Origin of the sequence: Peribacillus sp. NPDC096448, assembly GCF_044762675.1 — a bacterium.
Classification (GTDB): domain Bacteria; phylum Bacillota; class Bacilli; order Bacillales; family DSM-1321; genus Peribacillus; species Peribacillus frigoritolerans_B.
Genome location: NZ_JBIWEU010000025.1, coordinates 1 through 16,290, shown reverse-complemented (window position 1 = coordinate 16,290; position 16,290 = coordinate 1). Strand labels below are relative to the sequence as shown.

Annotated in this window: 18 protein-coding genes, 1 tRNA gene, 1 rRNA gene and 1 pseudogene; 5 read left to right on the top strand and 16 right to left on the bottom strand. The window is 39.0% G+C overall.

Annotated elements, in window-relative coordinates; all coding sequences use genetic code 11:
• Positions 1-60: 60 nt before the first annotated feature.
• The 5 genes from ACIQ0C_RS24535 to ACIQ0C_RS24515 all read right to left on the bottom strand — a co-directional run bounded on the left by ACIQ0C_RS24535 (position 61) and on the right by ACIQ0C_RS24515 (position 3,872).
• Complete coding sequence (locus ACIQ0C_RS24535) at positions 61-576, bottom strand: MogA/MoaB family molybdenum cofactor biosynthesis protein (protein ID WP_403064846.1); 516 nt, start codon at positions 574-576, stop codon at positions 61-63.
• Between the two features lie 94 nt (positions 577-670).
• Positions 671-1,246, bottom strand: coding sequence for a dCTP deaminase (gene dcd, locus ACIQ0C_RS24530; RefSeq protein WP_403064843.1), 576 nt, complete (start codon positions 1,244-1,246; stop codon positions 671-673).
• A 52-nt stretch (positions 1,247-1,298) separates the two neighbouring features.
• Positions 1,299-2,147, bottom strand: a complete 849-nt coding sequence (locus ACIQ0C_RS24525; protein ID WP_403064840.1) for a metal ABC transporter permease — start codon at positions 2,145-2,147, stop codon at positions 1,299-1,301.
• The gene (locus tag ACIQ0C_RS24520; RefSeq protein WP_403064837.1) at positions 2,093-2,800 is read right to left on the bottom strand and encodes a metal ABC transporter ATP-binding protein; all 708 of its coding nucleotides are present in this window, start codon (positions 2,798-2,800) and stop codon (positions 2,093-2,095) included. Before ACIQ0C_RS24520 ends, ACIQ0C_RS24525 begins: the two co-directional genes overlap by 55 nt.
• Positions 2,801-2,888: 88 nt before the next feature.
• A complete protein-coding gene (locus ACIQ0C_RS24515; protein ID WP_403064834.1) occupies positions 2,889-3,872 on the bottom strand; it encodes a metal ABC transporter substrate-binding protein in 984 nt (327 codons plus the stop codon).
• Between the two features lie 475 nt (positions 3,873-4,347).
• Here ACIQ0C_RS24515 and ACIQ0C_RS24510 point away from each other — a divergent pair, with 475 nt between their 5' ends.
• Together ACIQ0C_RS24510 and rpsN are read left to right on the top strand one after the other, a co-directional pair.
• A complete protein-coding gene (locus ACIQ0C_RS24510) occupies positions 4,348-5,283 on the top strand; it encodes a CobW family GTP-binding protein (RefSeq protein ID WP_403064831.1) in 936 nt (311 codons plus the stop codon).
• A 177-nt stretch (positions 5,284-5,460) separates the two neighbouring features.
• A pseudogene (gene rpsN, locus ACIQ0C_RS24505) lies at positions 5,461-5,631 on the top strand (30S ribosomal protein S14); the annotation flags it as partial.
• 221 nt (positions 5,632-5,852) lie between these two features.
• Here the strand turns inward: rpsN and ACIQ0C_RS24500 are convergent.
• From ACIQ0C_RS24500 to groES, 3 genes are all read right to left on the bottom strand, one after another.
• Positions 5,853-6,263: a hypothetical protein gene (locus tag ACIQ0C_RS24500; protein ID WP_403064828.1), complete on the bottom strand. Its 411-nt coding sequence runs from the start codon at positions 6,261-6,263 to the stop codon at positions 5,853-5,855.
• 105 nt (positions 6,264-6,368) lie between these two features.
• Positions 6,369-8,006, bottom strand: coding sequence for a chaperonin GroEL (gene groL / locus ACIQ0C_RS24495; protein WP_053533467.1), 1,638 nt, complete (start codon positions 8,004-8,006; stop codon positions 6,369-6,371).
• A gap of 60 nt (positions 8,007-8,066) precedes the next feature.
• A complete protein-coding gene (gene groES / locus ACIQ0C_RS24490; RefSeq protein WP_034306337.1) occupies positions 8,067-8,351 on the bottom strand; it encodes a co-chaperone GroES in 285 nt (94 codons plus the stop codon).
• A 328-nt stretch (positions 8,352-8,679) separates the two neighbouring features.
• On the opposite strand from groES, the gene ACIQ0C_RS24485 reads away from it, so the two are divergent.
• Complete coding sequence (locus tag ACIQ0C_RS24485) at positions 8,680-9,405, top strand: CPBP family intramembrane glutamic endopeptidase (protein ID WP_034306339.1); 726 nt, start codon at positions 8,680-8,682, stop codon at positions 9,403-9,405.
• Entirely contained in the window at positions 9,402-9,614 is a 213-nt protein-coding gene (locus ACIQ0C_RS24480; RefSeq protein ID WP_034306342.1) for a YdiK family protein, read from the top strand. Before ACIQ0C_RS24485 ends, ACIQ0C_RS24480 begins: the two co-directional genes overlap by 4 nt.
• 28 nt (positions 9,615-9,642) lie before the next feature.
• Here ACIQ0C_RS24480 and ACIQ0C_RS24475 read toward each other — a convergent pair whose 3' ends face one another.
• Both ACIQ0C_RS24475 and moaC read right to left on the bottom strand, forming a co-directional pair.
• On the bottom strand, positions 9,643-10,302 hold the full coding sequence (locus ACIQ0C_RS24475; protein WP_034306345.1) for a redox-sensing transcriptional repressor Rex: 660 nt from the start codon (positions 10,300-10,302) through the stop codon (positions 9,643-9,645).
• Positions 10,303-10,335: 33 nt separating this feature from the next.
• Positions 10,336-10,845, bottom strand: coding sequence for a cyclic pyranopterin monophosphate synthase MoaC (gene moaC / locus ACIQ0C_RS24470; RefSeq protein ID WP_403064825.1), 510 nt, complete (start codon positions 10,843-10,845; stop codon positions 10,336-10,338).
• A 133-nt stretch (positions 10,846-10,978) separates the two neighbouring features.
• On the opposite strand from moaC, the gene ACIQ0C_RS24465 reads away from it, so the two are divergent.
• Complete coding sequence (locus ACIQ0C_RS24465) at positions 10,979-12,898, top strand: ABC transporter ATP-binding protein (RefSeq protein WP_403064822.1); 1,920 nt, start codon at positions 10,979-10,981, stop codon at positions 12,896-12,898.
• Positions 12,899-13,177: 279 nt separating this feature from the next.
• Here the strand turns inward: ACIQ0C_RS24465 and tsaD are convergent, their stop codons facing one another.
• The 6 genes from tsaD to rrf all read right to left on the bottom strand — a co-directional run bounded on the left by tsaD (position 13,178) and on the right by rrf (position 16,264).
• Positions 13,178-14,191: a tRNA (adenosine(37)-N6)-threonylcarbamoyltransferase complex transferase subunit TsaD gene (tsaD, locus tag ACIQ0C_RS24460; RefSeq protein ID WP_403064819.1), complete on the bottom strand. Its 1,014-nt coding sequence runs from the start codon at positions 14,189-14,191 to the stop codon at positions 13,178-13,180.
• Entirely contained in the window at positions 14,188-14,640 is a 453-nt protein-coding gene (rimI, locus tag ACIQ0C_RS24455) for a ribosomal protein S18-alanine N-acetyltransferase (RefSeq protein WP_053533463.1), read from the bottom strand. The genes tsaD and rimI overlap by 4 nt, the downstream gene beginning before the upstream one ends.
• Before the next feature lie 22 nt (positions 14,641-14,662).
• Positions 14,663-15,355 carry a tRNA (adenosine(37)-N6)-threonylcarbamoyltransferase complex dimerization subunit type 1 TsaB gene (gene tsaB, locus ACIQ0C_RS24450; protein ID WP_403064816.1) on the bottom strand — a complete coding sequence of 231 codons (693 nt, stop codon included), beginning with the start codon at positions 15,353-15,355 and terminating at the stop codon, positions 14,663-14,665.
• On the bottom strand, positions 15,355-15,807 hold the full coding sequence (gene tsaE / locus ACIQ0C_RS24445; RefSeq protein WP_034306358.1) for a tRNA (adenosine(37)-N6)-threonylcarbamoyltransferase complex ATPase subunit type 1 TsaE: 453 nt from the start codon (positions 15,805-15,807) through the stop codon (positions 15,355-15,357). Before tsaE ends, tsaB begins: the two co-directional genes overlap by 1 nt.
• 201 nt (positions 15,808-16,008) lie before the next feature.
• Positions 16,009-16,082 (bottom strand) — tRNA-Met (locus ACIQ0C_RS24440).
• A 66-nt stretch (positions 16,083-16,148) separates the two neighbouring features.
• Positions 16,149-16,264: ribosomal RNA gene (gene rrf, locus ACIQ0C_RS24435) — 5S ribosomal RNA — on the bottom strand.
• Between the last annotated feature and the right edge of the window lie 26 nt (positions 16,265-16,290).

Sequence of the window (16,290 nt, the reverse complement as noted above, 5' to 3'; positions counted from 1 at the left end):
GATTGATTAATCAAAACATTTATTATAATTCAATTCATTTACACACTCTGCCGTTGTCTTCTATCTTAAGTCTTTTCGTATTTCTCTCACTACATGAGATATTTCAGGAATAATAATCTTTTGCATGGCTAATTTGACTGCCCCACTTGATCCAGGCATAGAAAAAATGGCTGTATCATGAGATATACCAGCAATAGATCTACTTAAAATCGCTGCAGATCCAATATCCTCTAAATAACTGAGCATTCGGAATATCTCACCAAATCCTGTAAGTTGTTTCTCTACTAAACTTTGAACAACCTCAATTGTAACGTCTCGTTTTGCTATACCTGTTCCTCCATTCAACAATACAACATCAATTCCTTTGTCTAAACATCCTGCCTTTATGGCTTCATAGATGGCCTCATAGTCATCTGTCACAATTTGATAATCTTGTATAGAGTGTAAAGCATCCTCTAACATCTTGATAATCAAGCTCCCACTTTTATCTGTCTCTTTTAAACGTGTGTCACTTACTGTGATGACTTTACAATTCACCTTTTTAGGCGCTTCTTCCTTATGTTGCTTAACACTCATTATTTCCCCTCTTTTCTTTAAATGTATGAACTTATGATAGTTTCAATATAGCTGACATTATTTAAAATCCTGAGGCTGGAATAAACCTATAGAATCAATCAAATTCTTTAAATTTCCATTTAGTTTTCGGATTTAACTCATCAGACTCCTCATCAAGATAGACTTGGCTCTCAGTTGCTTTATTTTGACCATAATATTTTCCTATATAAGGAGTAGTTTCTTGATCCAAAGTAGCTAAAACTAATTGACATATCCTTCTCCCTGCCTTTAACTCAATAGGCACACAGTTTGCATTATAAAGTTCTAATGTAATATGTCCCTCAAACCCAGGATCAACCCATCCAGCATTTTGAATAAACAGACCTAACCTTCCAATAGAGCTTCTACCTTCAATGAAAGCTGTCATATTATTAGGTAACTTAATAACTTCCATGGTTGTTCCTAATACAAAAGATTGGGGCGGAATAATAATATGATCTTTGTAAATTTCTTTATAAGTAGCTGGTTTGTCCAGTGAAATAAAAGGGGTGGAGTATTCATCAATCGTCAAAAAATGATTTCCTATCCGTAAATCAATTGAAGCTGGTTGTAGTTGGGATGGTGTCAGTGGTTCAATGATAAGCTCTTGCTCTTTTATTTTCTTTAAGATTGTTTTACTAGACTGAATCACAATAGTTGTACCTCCCGAATCAGTATTTTCTGATATAATCTGCGACTGATAGTTATAAGCTTTCCTGACGTATTCTTCGCTTAATTTTTCTATTGAAAATTACTACTAATTTTTGACTAAGAAAACCAAAAAATAAGATGATGACCAATAATAAAGTAATGGTAGCGCCTGGTGGGGTTCCTAATGTATAGGAAGAGACCAACCCAAAAATGATACTAAACATAGCAATTAGAACAGCAGTCACGATTACAACTTTAAAACCCTTCGCGAACCTTATTGCAAAAGCAGCTGGCAAGACCAATAGAGCTGAAACTAAAAGAACTCCGATTGTTGGTATAATGACTGAAATAGCTAGACCAACCAAAATACTAAAGGATAGGGATAATAGGTTTGTATTAACGCCACTTGTAAAGGCGGTATCTTCATCAAATGTCATTAAATATAACGGTCGCTTTAAAAAAAAGAAATATAGAAGGGTAATTGCGGTTACTCCGCCCATCACATAAATTTGTTCTGTGCTGATTGTTACAATGGACCCAAATAAATATTGCTCGATATTGGTTGTCATTCCACCTTCGCTTATACTTAATAAAAATAAAGCAAATGATAATCCTGCTGCCATTAGAATGGCAATCGATACCTCTGAATACGTTCGATAGGCTCGCCTCATGTATTCAATTCCTATTGCCCCTGCTATTACGACAAGAATACTTGAGAGCGTTGTATCTGTATGAATAAAGAAACCGATAGCTACCCCAGCCAGAGATATATGGGACAATGTATCAGCCATTAAAGCTTGTCTTCTTAATACTAGGAATACTCCTAAAATAGGAGCAATAATGGCAATTAATCCACCTGCCCAAAATGCTCGCTGCATGAATTCCAAGTTAAACATTTCCATCCACCTTGCTCCCCCTTCTCTAATCGAAGAATTTTATCCAAATATCTCTGCACTTCATCCTGTTCGTGTGTGACCATCACAACGGTCCGATGATGTTTTTTTACTTGATGGTACATAAATTCATAAAATCCTTTCCTACTCTCAGCATCCATTCCTGTTGTCGGTTCGTCCAATACCAAAAGGTCTGGATCGGTAGCGAGAACTCTCGCAATAATAATTTTCTGTTTTTGACCTCCAGATAAGGCGCCAATTTTGTGATGACGAAACTCCCACATCCCTACCATTTTCAAGGAATTTTCTATTTTTTCTTCATCTTCATAGTTTAATCTTTTTAACCATCTTCCCTTAAGAAATCTCCCAGATCGTACCAGTTCTATAACTGTACTTGGAAAACACGCATTAAAAGAGGCAATTTGTTGAGGGACGTACCCAATTGTAAGACGTTTTCCTTTGGCATTTTTTTTACTTATTGTAATCGTACCTTCCCAAGGTTTTAGTAATCCTAGCATGACTCGTAGCATCGTTGATTTGGAAGCTCCGTTGGGTCCTGTAATTCCAACAAACTCTCCACTCTGTATCTCAAAGGATACTCCATTTAATGAAGGGGAATGGCTATAACCAAAAACAATATTATGCAAAGAAATGAGTTTCATTTTTCCACTCCTCTCTAAAATTATTATAAAAAGTGTGCATCCTATCCTGTCTAAGGCGCACACTTTTTAAAGTTGATTCAGCTTAGTTCTATTTTTTTACAAAAGATTTTTCAAGAGACTTTAAGTTATTCTTCATAACTTCAATATAACTGAGGCCTTTCTCCTGATCTTCCTTGCTTAAACCTTCTAAAGTATTTAACACCTCTGTTTCAGCTCCCAGTTCTCCAGCTAATGTTTGGGCCACCTTAGGAGAAGTCGTTTCTTCAAAGTAAATCACTTTAATTTGATGCTCCTTAGCAAATTCCTTGAGTTCAGCAAGTTTTGCTGGACTTGGATCTTCTGATGGAGACAATCCCGCAATGGGAACCTGAGTAAGACCATACTCTTTTGCTAAATATCCAAAAGCAGCATGTTGTGTAATCATTTCCTTACTCGAAGCATTTTGTAGTGTTGTTCGGTAAAGTTCATCTAGCTCCTTTAGTTGTTGGATATAATCTTTACTATTGCTTTCATAATAGTCCTTGTTTTCCGGATCTTGTTTTACTATAGCATCAGTGATCGTTTGAACTTCCTTTTGAGCAAGTACTGGACTTAACCATACGTGCGGATCTAACTGCTCGTGGTCTTCATCATGATGGTCTGATTCCTCGTCATTGTGATCTGACTCCTCTTCGGATCCTTTCATTAAAGGGATTCCCTCACTCGCTTCTATAGACAGTGGTTGATCTTTATCCAAACTTTCTTGGATAGAAGAGATCCATGTTTCCATAAAAGGACTGTTATAAACAAGAAGATCTGCTTTTTGAATAGTTACCATATCTTTAGGAGTAGGCTCCCAATCATGCGGCTCAATATTTGAAGGAATCAAGAGATCAACTTGAGCCTTATCTTTTGTAATGTTTTTAGTAAATTCATTCATAGAATAAAAGGTCGTGACAATATGTAGTTTTTCGTCAGGTGCCGAAGCTTTTTCCTTTTGATTTAAGGTCACATCTTCTTTATTACTACATCCCACCATGACTGTAAAACAAGCCAAGGCTACTAATATTGCTTTTACTTTATATAGATTCATTTTTTCTCCCCTTTTCTATTAATCCAAACAATTGTACTTCTTTTCACTGCAAATCGTAATAATTACGATTTGTTTTTTGACCATTGACAATTTACCACTTATTTAAAAAAAGAACAAGTTTATTTTTAAAATAAGGAAATAAAAAAATCCATCGTTTAAAACGATAGATGGACTACAGTGTCAAAAAAGTTTGTTAGAAATTTAAATCTTGATGTTCACTTTATTAATAGCCCATGTATGTTTACGATGACAGACTATTCGACTTTTTTAATTCATATGAACTTAGCATAAACCTCTTATCCTTAGATGATTTGTGGCACACCTACCTTGTAGAAACCCTACATTCACTTTATAATTATAAATCGTAATCATTACTTTTTATGCAAGATTAATAAATATTTTTTTACTCATCAAGATGAAAAAAAATTAGATTTTGTTACGACACATTTAATTAATAGTTGAAAGGATGATTTCAATGAGAAGTGTGGAGATTTATATTCTAGCAGGTTTTCTAGGTGCAGGAAAAACGACTCTACTTCAAAATATTATGAAAGAGGAACAAGTAAATAATAGGAAAGTGGCTGTAATTATGAATGAAATGGGACAAGTCTCTATAGATTCAGACGCGATTCCAGAAAACATTCCTATAAAAGAATTACTAAATGGCTGTATTTGCTGCACACTATCAGATAAACTCGAAGTCCAATTATCCGAACTTCTTAATCAGTTTGAATTGGATGCGATTTACATTGAAACGACTGGGGTTGCCCATCCAGTTGAAGTATTAGATGCTTGTTTATCTCCTTTCCTAGCTGAGAGGGTAAGGATACAATCGATTATTACTCTTTTAGATGCTGCCTGCTGGATGGATCGCCATAAATTAAAGATTACTCTTCGAAAGCTAATTACGGAGCAAGTAAAACATGCTGATACCATCGTATTGAATAAAATTGATCGAATTTCAGATGAAAGCCAAAGAATTATTGAAAATGAATTATACATGATTAATCCAACTGGTAAGATTATTCTGACGAAATTTGCCAACATCAACTTGAATACGATCCAATTTGTTGAAAGAAAAGGACAAGATGAACATGAGAGAACACATGCTATTGATCACCTGCATATCAAGACTTACGTTCATACCTTCTCTTATCCTATTAACGAGAAATTATTTGATGACTTCTTAAGAACAATGCCTGAGTCTATTTATCGAATTAAAGGGTATATCCGTTTTAAAGGTAAACCGGAAACGTTTCTCTTCCAATATGCTTATGGCATGCCTTTTCATACAAAATCAGGTTTAAAGGTGAACAATATACTAGTGTTTATCGGGGATGGATTAGATCACTGCACCCTACAGAAAACATTGAGTAATTTAGAGGAAAATAGTATGTCCTTGGGACATTAACTTTTGCTTATCTTTTATTATTTGCACATGGCTTAAAAAAGGGTTAAAATAACATCACACAAATTGTAATGATTACGTTTTAAACGGTCATATAAATATTTAAATGAGAAAGGAGAAAAAGACGTGGCAAAGAAATTGAAGGTAAAAGGGAAGCATCGCCAAGAATGGTTTCAAATTATGCTTGACTTGAGAAAAGAATTAAAAGACTCATCCCCTACTCGATTGTATAATTGTTGTGAGATTACATGAAGACCTAGAGGATATTTAAGAAAGTTTAAGATGTCTAGAATCGCCTTTCGGGAGTTAGCACATAAAGGTCAACTTCCAGGCATCAAAAAATCAAGTTGGTTAACACAGCCTTTCAAGGTTTTAGCTCTACTGAAGATAATTACTCGATATTTAGGGAATTGAGTCGTTTAGAAAGTTTAAAATGAGTTAATAATTGATTTTAAATCGTAATTATTACGATTTATCAGGAGGGAAAATTAAATATGGCCACATGGAATTTAAGTAATACGAAGGCATCATGTTCTCCTTTGTAGGATTGACGATTCCTTTGTAATATACTATTAATTTAGCAGCACTAATAGTTGTGTAGGTTCATAATCTTCAAGTAACTGTTTCAGCTCTAATAAAGGCCTACCAACCGCCTTGTTCTCATTTGATATATTGTAGAAAAGTGCCTCAAGAGCGTTTAAATCCACATCTAATCCTTCACGATTAAAAAGGTCATTTAGCACCTTTCCAGTAAACAATATAAAAGAGTAATGAAGAGAAATTCTTCTCGCAACATCATTCTCAACTGATTTTTTCAAATACATTTTTCTGTAGTCTTCAAATTCCCGCGAATAAATTAGTTCGTTTATCTTTCCAACGATTAAGAACTCAATTCCAATTGCACCATGATTGTCAGTAAATGAAGTGTAAAGTTTTCCTGAAAAGCTTTTGTTTTTACTGACAACAAAGAAAAGGCCTCCCACAGTAAACTGTGGGAGGCCTTCAACTTTAAAAATATTAACATGTTAGGTGAGCATTCATGACTGAATCTCTCGTTAAACCCCTACATTAAGGGATTTAAGCGATGATTACATCATGCCGCCCATGCCGCCCATGCCGCCCATGTCAGGCATGCCCATGCCGCCAGCGCCTGCAGGTTCTGGTTTGTCAGCAACGACAGCTTCTGTTGTTAAGAACATAGCTGCTACAGAACCAGCGTTTTGTAGAGCTGAACGAGTTACTTTAGTAGGATCGACGATACCGGATTCGATCATGTTCACCCATTGTCCAGTAGCTGCGTTGAAGCCAGTGCCTACTGCTTCGCCTTTAAGGCGCTCTACGATTACAGAGCCTTCAAGACCAGCATTGTGAGCGATTTGACGAACAGGCTCTTCGATGGCACGAAGAACGATTTTCACGCCTGTTGCTACGTCGCCTTCCGCTTGAATTTCAGCGATTTTATTGTATACGTTTAGAAGTGCTGTACCACCACCGGCTACGATACCTTCTTCAACAGCGGCACGAGTGGAGTTCAATGCATCTTCAATACGAAGTTTACGTTCTTTCAATTCTGTTTCAGTAGCTGCACCGACTTTGATTACCGCTACACCACCAGCTAATTTAGCAAGGCGTTCTTGTAATTTTTCACGGTCGAATTCAGAAGTTGTTTCTTCTAATTGAACACGGATTTGGTTTACACGAGCTTGAATTTGAGCTGTATCTCCAGAACCTTCAACGATTGTTGTATTTTCTTTTGTAACAACCACTTTAGACGCACGGCCTAATGAATCGATTGTTGCAGATTTAAGATCAAGTCCGATTTCTTCAGTGATTACTTCGCCGCCTGTAAGGGCTGCGATGTCTTCAAGCATTGCTTTACGACGGTCACCGAATCCAGGAGCCTTAACAGCAACAGCGTTGAATGTTCCACGAAGTTTGTTTACAACAAGAGTTGCAAGCGCTTCGCCTTCTACATCTTCAGCAATCAATAATAGCGGTTTTCCTTGTTGTACAACTTGCTCAAGTACAGGAAGGATTTCTTGGATATTCGTAATTTTTTTATCTGTGATCAAGATATATGGATTCTCAAGGACAGCTTCCATTTTATCTGAGTCAGTAACCATGTATGGAGAAGCATATCCACGGTCGAATTGCATACCTTCTACTACGTCCAATTCAGTTGTGAAACCTTTAGACTCTTCGATTGTGATGACGCCGTCGTTACCAACGCGCTCCATTGCTTCTGCAATCAGTTGGCCCACTTCTTCATCAGCTGAAGAGATGGCAGCAACTTGTGCGATTGATTCTTTGTTTTCAACAGGTTTGGAAATGGCTTTCAATTCTGCAATTGCTGAATTGACCGCTTTCTCGATTCCTTTACGGATACCCATTGGGTTAGCACCAGCTGTTACGTTTTTAAGACCTTCACGGATCATCGCTTGTGCAAGAACCGTTGCAGTAGTTGTACCGTCACCAGCTACGTCGTTTGTTTTGCTTGCTACTTCAGCAACCAATTTCGCACCCATGTTTTCGAATGCATCTTCCAATTCGATTTCTTTAGCGATCGTCACACCGTCATTTGTGATTAGCGGTGAACCGAATTTTTTCTCAAGAACCACGTTACGACCTTTTGGTCCAAGCGTTACTTTAACTGCATCTGCAAGTGCGTCCACACCGCGAAGCATGGAGCGGCGAGCTTCTTCACTAAATTTAATTTCTTTAGCCATTTATAAGTACCTCCCTAAAATTTTAAGAAAATTTTTCGTTCAGTTAAGTATGATGTATAATTAGCCGATAACAGCTAGAATGTCGCTTTCACGTAAAATTAAGTATTCAGTGTCTTCGTATTTAACTTCAGTACCTGCATATTTTGAGAAGATAATTAGATCGCCTTGGGCAACCTCTAAAGCAACACGTTCGCCATTTTCAAGGACACGGCCAGTACCAACTGCTACTACCTTACCTTCTTGCGGCTTTTCTTTAGCAGTATCAGGAAGAACAATACCGCTTGCAGTTTTTTCTTCAGTTTGAACTAGTTCAATAATAACGCGATCACCTAATGGTTTTAACAAGTGAAACAACCTCCTCATATTCTCTTGATAATTTGTTTCATGATTATTAGCACTCTTCATCATCGAGTGCTAACACATTTATAATATTAAATAAACCGAGCCTTTTTTGCAAGTATCTTATTGAAAATTTTTTATTAATTTCTGATAAATTACGGGTAAACTACTTTAGGATAATGATTTCCTTAACATAGTAATTTAAATGTAATGTTAGGGGTACCTTTAAGTGGTGTTCTGCCTCAATTTTTGATACCATTTTGGAGTATGCGTTTATAGATTGTCCCCATATCAGTAACGTTGGAATGGGTGACTATAAAAGGAGTTTTCATTTTTGAAAAAAGAATATTGGTTCGTCATCATCACTTATATTGCCATGCAATTATCCAGTATTGTCGGAGTACCCATTTTCATGCTGATCGGGTCTTATACCGGAATGCCGGCTGATGAACTCGAAGTGAAATCTGCAGCATACTGGATAGTTTTCAGTTTTCTCGCAGCTTTATTCTTGATTCTTTTTTTAATGAGAAAAGATATGAGGGAAAAGTTGGACACGAGAAACCAAACTTCCGTTTCCATGTCCATATTATGGGCAATTGCAGGAGTGTTCATGGCTCTTTTTGCGCAAAGCATTGCCGGAAGCATTGAACAAATGCTTGGGGTGGAGTCTGAATCTGAAAATACGCAGCAACTCATTTCACTCATTTACAAAGTCCCCATGGTCATTTTCGTCACTTCAGTAATTGGACCTATATTGGAAGAATTAATTTTCCGGAAAATCATTTTCGGATCACTTCATAAACGCTTTAACTTCTTTATTTCAGCTTTAATCAGCTCAGTTATTTTCGGCTTGGCGCATGGTGAATTTGAACATCTTCTTTTATATACGGCAATGGGCTTCACTTTTGCTTTCCTTTATGCGAAAACAGGCCGCATTCTCGTATCCATGAGCGCTCATATTGCGATGAACACGCTTGTTATCATCCTTCAAGTGGTATATCGGGAGGATATAGAGAAGATGCTGGATACTGCACAGGCCTTCATCGGAGGTTTATTATGAAACGTCAATCACCCTTATTCATGGGCATCATCTATGCAGGCTTAGGAGCCCTTTTTACCGCTATCGCGATTCAAACCGTCAATTCTTCAGGATGGGGACTCTTTGCCTACATACTTGTCCTTATTGCGACTCTTGACTTTGGTTCGGGATTACGAATGATCATGCTGCACTTTAAGATTAAAGCCGCACAAAAAAATAAGAAAAAATAAAAAAACGCTGCAATGATGCAGCGTTTTTTCATTCCTCCAATGCGGCTTCTTCCACTACAGGATAATGTTTCAGGAAGTAGATGAGCGACTGAAGCTCCACCGCAAGGTCAATATGATGGACCCTTATGGATGGAGGCACGGTCAGCCGTGCAGGTGTGAAATTCAATATTCCTTTTATGTCAGCTTTGACTAGACGATCGGTTATCGTCTGGGCTACCTGTGCAGGCACTGTCAATATAGCCGCAGTAATATTATTTTCCTGCAATAGTGTATCGATTTGATCCATATGATAGATGGGCACATCAGCTATTCGCTTGCCGACCTTTTCTTCAGAAACTTCGAAAGCCATTTCAATTTTTGTATTATTATTTTTCATGAAATTGTAATTTAAAAAAGCGGTTCCTAAATTTCCTACTCCAATTAAAGCGACTTTGGTCAATTCATCTTGATCTAGTGTTTTTCTGAAGAAGGATAATAAATAATTGACATTGTAGCCGTAGCCTTTTTTCCCAAGCGCGCCAAAGTAGGAAAAATCACGGCGAATGGTAGCAGAATCCACTTTTACAGCTTCGCTTAGCTCTGCCGAGGAAACTCTTTGTTTGCCTGAGGAATGTAAGTTCTTTAAAAATCGATAATACAATGGCAACCTTTTGGCTGTTGCCTGCGGTATCTTTGGGTCATGGTTCATTGTTCTTCCCCGCCTTCACACATGCTTTTCAACTTAATCTCTATTTGTTTGTTGTTTTACTTGCCTTTTATAATCGCTACTAGACACTCCGCCTGTTTTCTCCACTAAGAACGTAGGCCCGATCACCATTCCCTTATCAATGGCCTTACACATGTCATAAACAGTCAAGGCAGTCACGGATGCAGCTGTTAACGCTTCCATTTCCACACCTGTACTCCCTTTTGTCTTAGCTTCCGTTTCAATCCTAAGCCTATATCCTTGTTCTTCTTTTTCCCAATCAAAGGCTATATTGACCCCTTGCAGAGCAATGGGGTGGCACATCGGAATTATATTGGATGTATTTTTGCTGGCCATTATTCCTGCAACTTGTGCAACAGCCAGTACATCACCTTTTTTCATTTTATGGTTCGTGACCAATTCATATATTTCATCATTCAATAAAATGCTCGATTGAGCCACTGCCGTCCGGGTTGTTTCAGGCTTTGCACTCACATCGACCATTTTGGCCCTGCCCTGTTCATTAAAATGCGTTAAGTCTCCCATTTAAGTAACCCCTCCTAAATCATACACTATTATTCCACTTTATGTAACAGCTTTTCTTTTAGCTTGGAACCAAGCTGTTGCCGATAATAACTAAAATACGTTACACTAACAATAATCAATTGAGGTGAAATCTATGATTTTATTACAAATCAATCAACTATCGAAATATTATGGAGCTGAACTTATTTTATCAAATATGAAGCTCGAAGTTCAAAATAAAGATCGAATTGCACTTGTAGGCCGAAATGGCGCCGGCAAATCCACTTTACTAAAAATCATAGCCGGGCAGATTTCGCATGATGGCGGTGAAATAATCAAACCAAAAGGCGTCACCATCGGCTATATGGCCCAGGATACGGGATTGGAATCCGAACTGACCATTTGGGATGAGATGCTGACTGTATTCACTGATCTTATAGAGCAGGAAAAGGAACTGCGCCGCCTTGAGGCTGATATGGCCAGACCTGACATCTTTGAAAACGAAACAATTTACCAAAAAGTGCTGAATGAATACGACACTTTGATGGTGGCATTCAAAGAGAAGGGCGGTTATCAATATGAAGCGGATATCCGTTCCGTATTGCATGGACTTCAGTTTGCCGACTTTGACTATTCTACCCCAATTTCCACTTTAAGCGGCGGGCAAAAAACAAGGCTTGCATTAGGAAAGCTGCTTTTAAGGAAACCGGATATATTGATTCTGGATGAGCCGACGAACCATTTGGATATCGAAACCCTCTCTTGGCTTGAACAATATTTACAAAGCTACCAGGGAGCTGTCCTCATTGTTTCCCATGACCGCTATTTTTTAGATAAAGTAGTAAACCTGGTATATGAAATTTCCCGGAATAACATGAAAAAATACCATGGTAATTATAGTTCTTATCTAGAGGGAAAAGCGGAAGATTATGAGAGGGACATGAAACTGTTCGAGAAACAGCAAGGGGAAATCGAAAAGCTTCGTGACTTTGTCCAACGTAATATCACAAGGGCTTCCACCACGAAAAGAGCACAAAGCAGACGTAAACAGCTCGAAAAGATGGATGTGTTGGACAAGCCGCAAGGTGATGAAAAATCCGCGAATTTTTCTTTCCAGATTGAAAGGCAAAGCGGAAATGAAGTACTCCACCTTCAGGACCTGGCTATCGGATACGAAGGGGAAACGGTATCGAAGAATATAAATTCCCGGATGACAAAAGGAGAGAGCATAGCTCTTGTCGGCCCAAATGGAGTTGGAAAATCAACTTTATTGAAAACGATCATTTCCAAGCTGCCTGCACTTTCTGGGGATTACCGTTTTGGAACGAACGTAGAAGTCAGCTACTACGATCAAGAACAGGCTAACCTTGTTTCCAATAAACGCGTACTCAATGAATTATGGGACGACTATCCCCTCAAACCGGAAAAGGACATTCGCACCGTACTCGGTAATTTCCTATTTAGCGGGGACGATGTTTTGAAAACCGTTTCCACACTAAGCGGGGGCGAAAAGGCTCGTCTTGCTCTAGCCAAAATGATGATGCAAAAAGGGAATTTTTTAATTCTCGATGAACCAACGAACCACTTGGACCTCGATAGTAAATTGGTGCTTGAAAACGCATTGATCGATTATCCGGGAACTATTCTTTTCGTCTCACATGACCGCTATTTCATAAATCGGATAGCAACGAAAGTGATAGAGCTCTCCAAGGACGGCAACGAAGAATTCCTCGGTGATTATGATTACTATCTGGAGAAGAAGCAGGAGCAAGCGGAAATCCAAGCACTTGAACAGCAGGATCAGGCTAAAACTTTAGATGCGGCTGTAGAAAAAACAAATTACAAAATTGATAAAGAAGCAAAAAAAGCTGAACGCCAGCGAAAACGGCGCATTGAGGAAATCGAGGCAGCCATGGAGCTTCTTGAAACCGAAATAAACGAATATAATGACCTCCTTTGTGATCCAAATGTTTTTCAGGACCATGAAAAAGTAATGGAAGTCCAAACAAAGCTTGATCATGCACAAGAAAGTTTGGACCAGCTTCTCGAAGAATGGACTGAACTGGAAGAATGAAAAAAGACCGAGTCAATTGACTCGGTCTTTTTCTTTTCCAATCAAATTGTCTCTTGAAAGTTATCCACAAACTTGTTAACAAAACACTTACCGTTCATAAGCCATTAATTCGAGTTATGCACATTACCCACAGAAACATATCCACTTATCCACAAAAACAACGATTTATACACATGCAGTATGATTATCAAAAAAACTTTATCCACAGAATATTCTATTATTTTATTAACACGATAAAAAGACAGGATGCCGAAGTGAGGGATCCTGTCTTCTCGTCAATTAAAATGCTTCTATATCCAATCCAGGATTTCCGTTCAAATCCAAACCAGATCGCTTCCCCTTTTCAAACATGACACTGCCAGCAGCACCGATCATGGCAGCATTGTCGGTACAAAGATAGAGGGGCGGAATGGATATATCCATAGGTAAATCCTTAAAAGCTTCCGTTAATGCTTCCCTAAGGCCTTTATTTGCCGCAACTCCTCCAGCAAGCAATACCTGTTTCACATTATATTCCTTTGCAGCCTTCACAGTTTTCATTACAAGCACTTCTATCACGCTTGCTTGGAAACTAGCTGCTAAATCTTTAGGTTCAATTTTTTCCCCGCGCTGTTCTGCATTATGCAAAGTGTTGATTACCGCTGATTTCAAGCCGCTGAAGGAAAAGTCATAGCCTCCATCCAACCATGCCCTAGGCAGTTTCAAAGATGGTGAGCCAATTTGTGCAAGCCTATCGATATGAGGCCCGCCAGGATAAGGGAGACCCAAGGTTCGAGCCACTTTATCATACGCCTCTCCTGCGGCATCATCCCTCGTCTCCCCGATCACCTTGAAAGAACCAGGTTCTTCTAAAAGCACCAACTCCGTATGCCCTCCCGAAACGACTAAAGAAAGCGCAGGATATTCGATCTCCTGAATAAGCCGATTAGCATAGATATGACCAGCGATATGATGCGTACCGACAATCGGTATTCCATGTGCGAAAGCTACAGCCTTCGCCGCATTCACACCTATTAGAAGTGCCCCTACAAGGCCGGGACCTTCTGTAACGGCAATGGCATCCAAGTCTTCATATGTCACACCGGCTTGCAGCAGTGCTTCTTCAAGAACAATCGTAATTTGTTCTACATGATGACGGGAAGCTATTTCCGGGACGACACCGCCAAAACGTTTATGGCTTTCTATTTGTGAAGCCACGACATTACTCAGTATCTCCGTTCCATTTTTTATGACAGCTGCCGCAGTTTCATCACAGCTTGTTTCAATTCCTAATATAAATTGATCTTTTTTCATGAAAAATTCACCCACATAACATAAGCATCTTCTTGATTGTCTGTATAATAATTCTTTCGGATTCCGCCCTTTTGGAAACCCAGCTTTTCATAAAGTGAAATGGCTACGGCATTACTGACACGGACCTCAAGTGTCATCCTCACCACACCCATTGAAATGGAGATTTCAATCATCTTCCTGAGCAAAGCTTCTCCAAGCTTTTGCCCTCGGTATTCTGGTAATATCGCTATATTGGTAATGTGCGATTCATCAATGACGATCCAGGCACCGCAATAACCGGCAATTTTCCCTTCATCCTCTATCACCATGTATACAGCATACTGATTATGATTCAATTCATTAAAAAAAGCTTCCCGGCTCCAAGGCAAAGTAAAGGACTGCTTTTCCACGTTGAGCACTTGGTCGATATCTGCCGTATTCATCTTTCGGAACGTCAATGTTTTACTCATAATAATCGGTCGCTTTCCTTGTTTATTTCCCCTGTTGTTCAAGCCACTTAGCTTCTGCTTCAGCCATGCGGATATAATTCGGTACAAACTGGTGAACATCCACTTCAGTCTTATCAAGACCAATGAAGGCAAGTTCGCTTGGCCTTGAATTATATGACTGTACTGGAGCAAATACCGCTAATTCGCCTAATGCATCCGTAATTGCATCCCGATGGATGTCCACATCTTGACCAACAAATAAAACAGGACGATTTAATTCCTTCAATTGATTCGCCCACTCAGAGGATAGAATATTACAATCTTCAATGACTGTCTTTAAAGAATCCTTTTCCATTTCATATAATCCAGTATAAATCTGCCCTCTTCTTGCATCGAACAAGGGAGATATCAACCCGTTAAAATAACGTCCATTAGCTGCTAAAACCTCTAAGCTGGAAACACCTGATAACGGAATCTGAAGCGTCCAGGCCAAGCTTTTCGCTATCGTCACTCCAATCCTGACCCCTGTATAGGAGCCTGGACCTTGAGCGACCACTATCTTAGTCAATTCCTTCGGTATAGTGTCACAGTCCCTCAGCAGTGTTTCAATTGCTGGCATTACCCGCACCGAATGATTTTTCTTTAGGTTCGTCGTATACTCACCAATTACTTGATTCCCGTTTACAAGTGCAATCCCTAATGTGAAATTCGATGTATCTATAGCTAAAACCTTCATCAAATAATCTCCTTACATAACTTTACATATCGTTCGCCTTTGGCTTCCAAAACAATACGCCGGCTTGTATCGCCCAGACGATAGATATAAATGGTCAAGATTTCCTCTGGGAGGTGATCCTTTATTAAATGGGCCCATTCAACGACAGTCACACCATCACCATCAAAATATTCATCAAAGCCTAAATCTTCTTCCGATTCACTTACCCGGTAGACATCCATATGATACAAAGGCAAACGACCCATGTACTCCTTTATTATCGTAAAGGTGGGGCTATTCACCATTCTGGTAACACCTAATCCTTTAGCCAGCCCTTTTGTGAATGCCGTCTTCCCTGCACCCAAGTCACCTTCTAAAGCCAGCACATCTCCACTGGAAAGCTTTTGTGCCAATTTGTGCGCAAATTGCGCTGTTTCTTCCTCATTCTGAGAAATCCATTCAACATGCTGCATATATCAATCACCTTTATCATTATTAGGAAAACGTCCGTCCTATAGTTCAAGTCGAGAACCATAAACGCAATATTATGGAACAAAAACCATTCTATATGTAGTTTACCTTGTTTCAAAAGAAGAAACAAATAAGTTAGGGACATATTATTGGAATTTCAAATAAAACAAAAAAACGAAACCTAAGTTTCGTTTTTTTCATGATTGCGGGGACAGGATTTGAACCTGCGACCTTCGGGTTATGAGCCCGACGAGCTACCGGACTGCTCCACCCCGCGACGGTATAAATGTTGCTTTTATAAAAATAGTATTCCCGTTTATCCAAAAAGAATACAAAGATTATAGCTTGGCGGCGTCCTACTCTCACAGGGGGAAACCCCCAACTACCATTGGCGCTGAAGAGCTTAACTGCCGTGTTCGGAATGGGAACGGGTGTGACCTCTTCGCTATCGCCACCAAACATATCAGGAACGTTGTTCCTTCAAA

Excerpts from the sequence above, each read along its gene's own strand:
- ACIQ0C_RS24480 (WP_034306342.1), top strand. The coding sequence starts at position 9,402 with ATGAAACGTCAATCACCCTTATTCATGGGCATCATCTATGCAGGCTTA.
- rimI (WP_053533463.1), bottom strand. The coding sequence starts at position 14,640 with ATGAGTAAAACATTGACGTTCCGAAAGATGAATACGGCAGATATCGAC.
- ACIQ0C_RS24475 (WP_034306345.1), bottom strand. The coding sequence starts at position 10,302 with ATGAACCATGACCCAAAGATACCGCAGGCAACAGCCAAAAGGTTGCCA.
- moaC (WP_403064825.1), bottom strand. The coding sequence starts at position 10,845 with ATGGGAGACTTAACGCATTTTAATGAACAGGGCAGGGCCAAAATGGTC.
- tsaD (WP_403064819.1), bottom strand. The coding sequence starts at position 14,191 with ATGAAAAAAGATCAATTTATATTAGGAATTGAAACAAGCTGTGATGAA.
- ACIQ0C_RS24525 (WP_403064840.1), bottom strand. The coding sequence starts at position 2,147 with ATGGAAATGTTTAACTTGGAATTCATGCAGCGAGCATTTTGGGCAGGT.
- groL (WP_053533467.1), bottom strand. The coding sequence starts at position 8,006 with ATGGCTAAAGAAATTAAATTTAGTGAAGAAGCTCGCCGCTCCATGCTT.
- ACIQ0C_RS24510 (WP_403064831.1), top strand. The coding sequence starts at position 4,348 with ATGAGAAGTGTGGAGATTTATATTCTAGCAGGTTTTCTAGGTGCAGGA.
- ACIQ0C_RS24515 (WP_403064834.1), bottom strand. The coding sequence starts at position 3,872 with ATGAATCTATATAAAGTAAAAGCAATATTAGTAGCCTTGGCTTGTTTT.
- ACIQ0C_RS24535 (WP_403064846.1), bottom strand. The coding sequence starts at position 576 with ATGAGTGTTAAGCAACATAAGGAAGAAGCGCCTAAAAAGGTGAATTGT.
- tsaE (WP_034306358.1), bottom strand. The coding sequence starts at position 15,807 with ATGCAGCATGTTGAATGGATTTCTCAGAATGAGGAAGAAACAGCGCAA.
- ACIQ0C_RS24520 (WP_403064837.1), bottom strand. The coding sequence starts at position 2,800 with ATGAAACTCATTTCTTTGCATAATATTGTTTTTGGTTATAGCCATTCC.
- ACIQ0C_RS24465 (WP_403064822.1), top strand. The coding sequence starts at position 10,979 with ATGATTTTATTACAAATCAATCAACTATCGAAATATTATGGAGCTGAA.
- tsaB (WP_403064816.1), bottom strand. The coding sequence starts at position 15,355 with ATGAAGGTTTTAGCTATAGATACATCGAATTTCACATTAGGGATTGCA.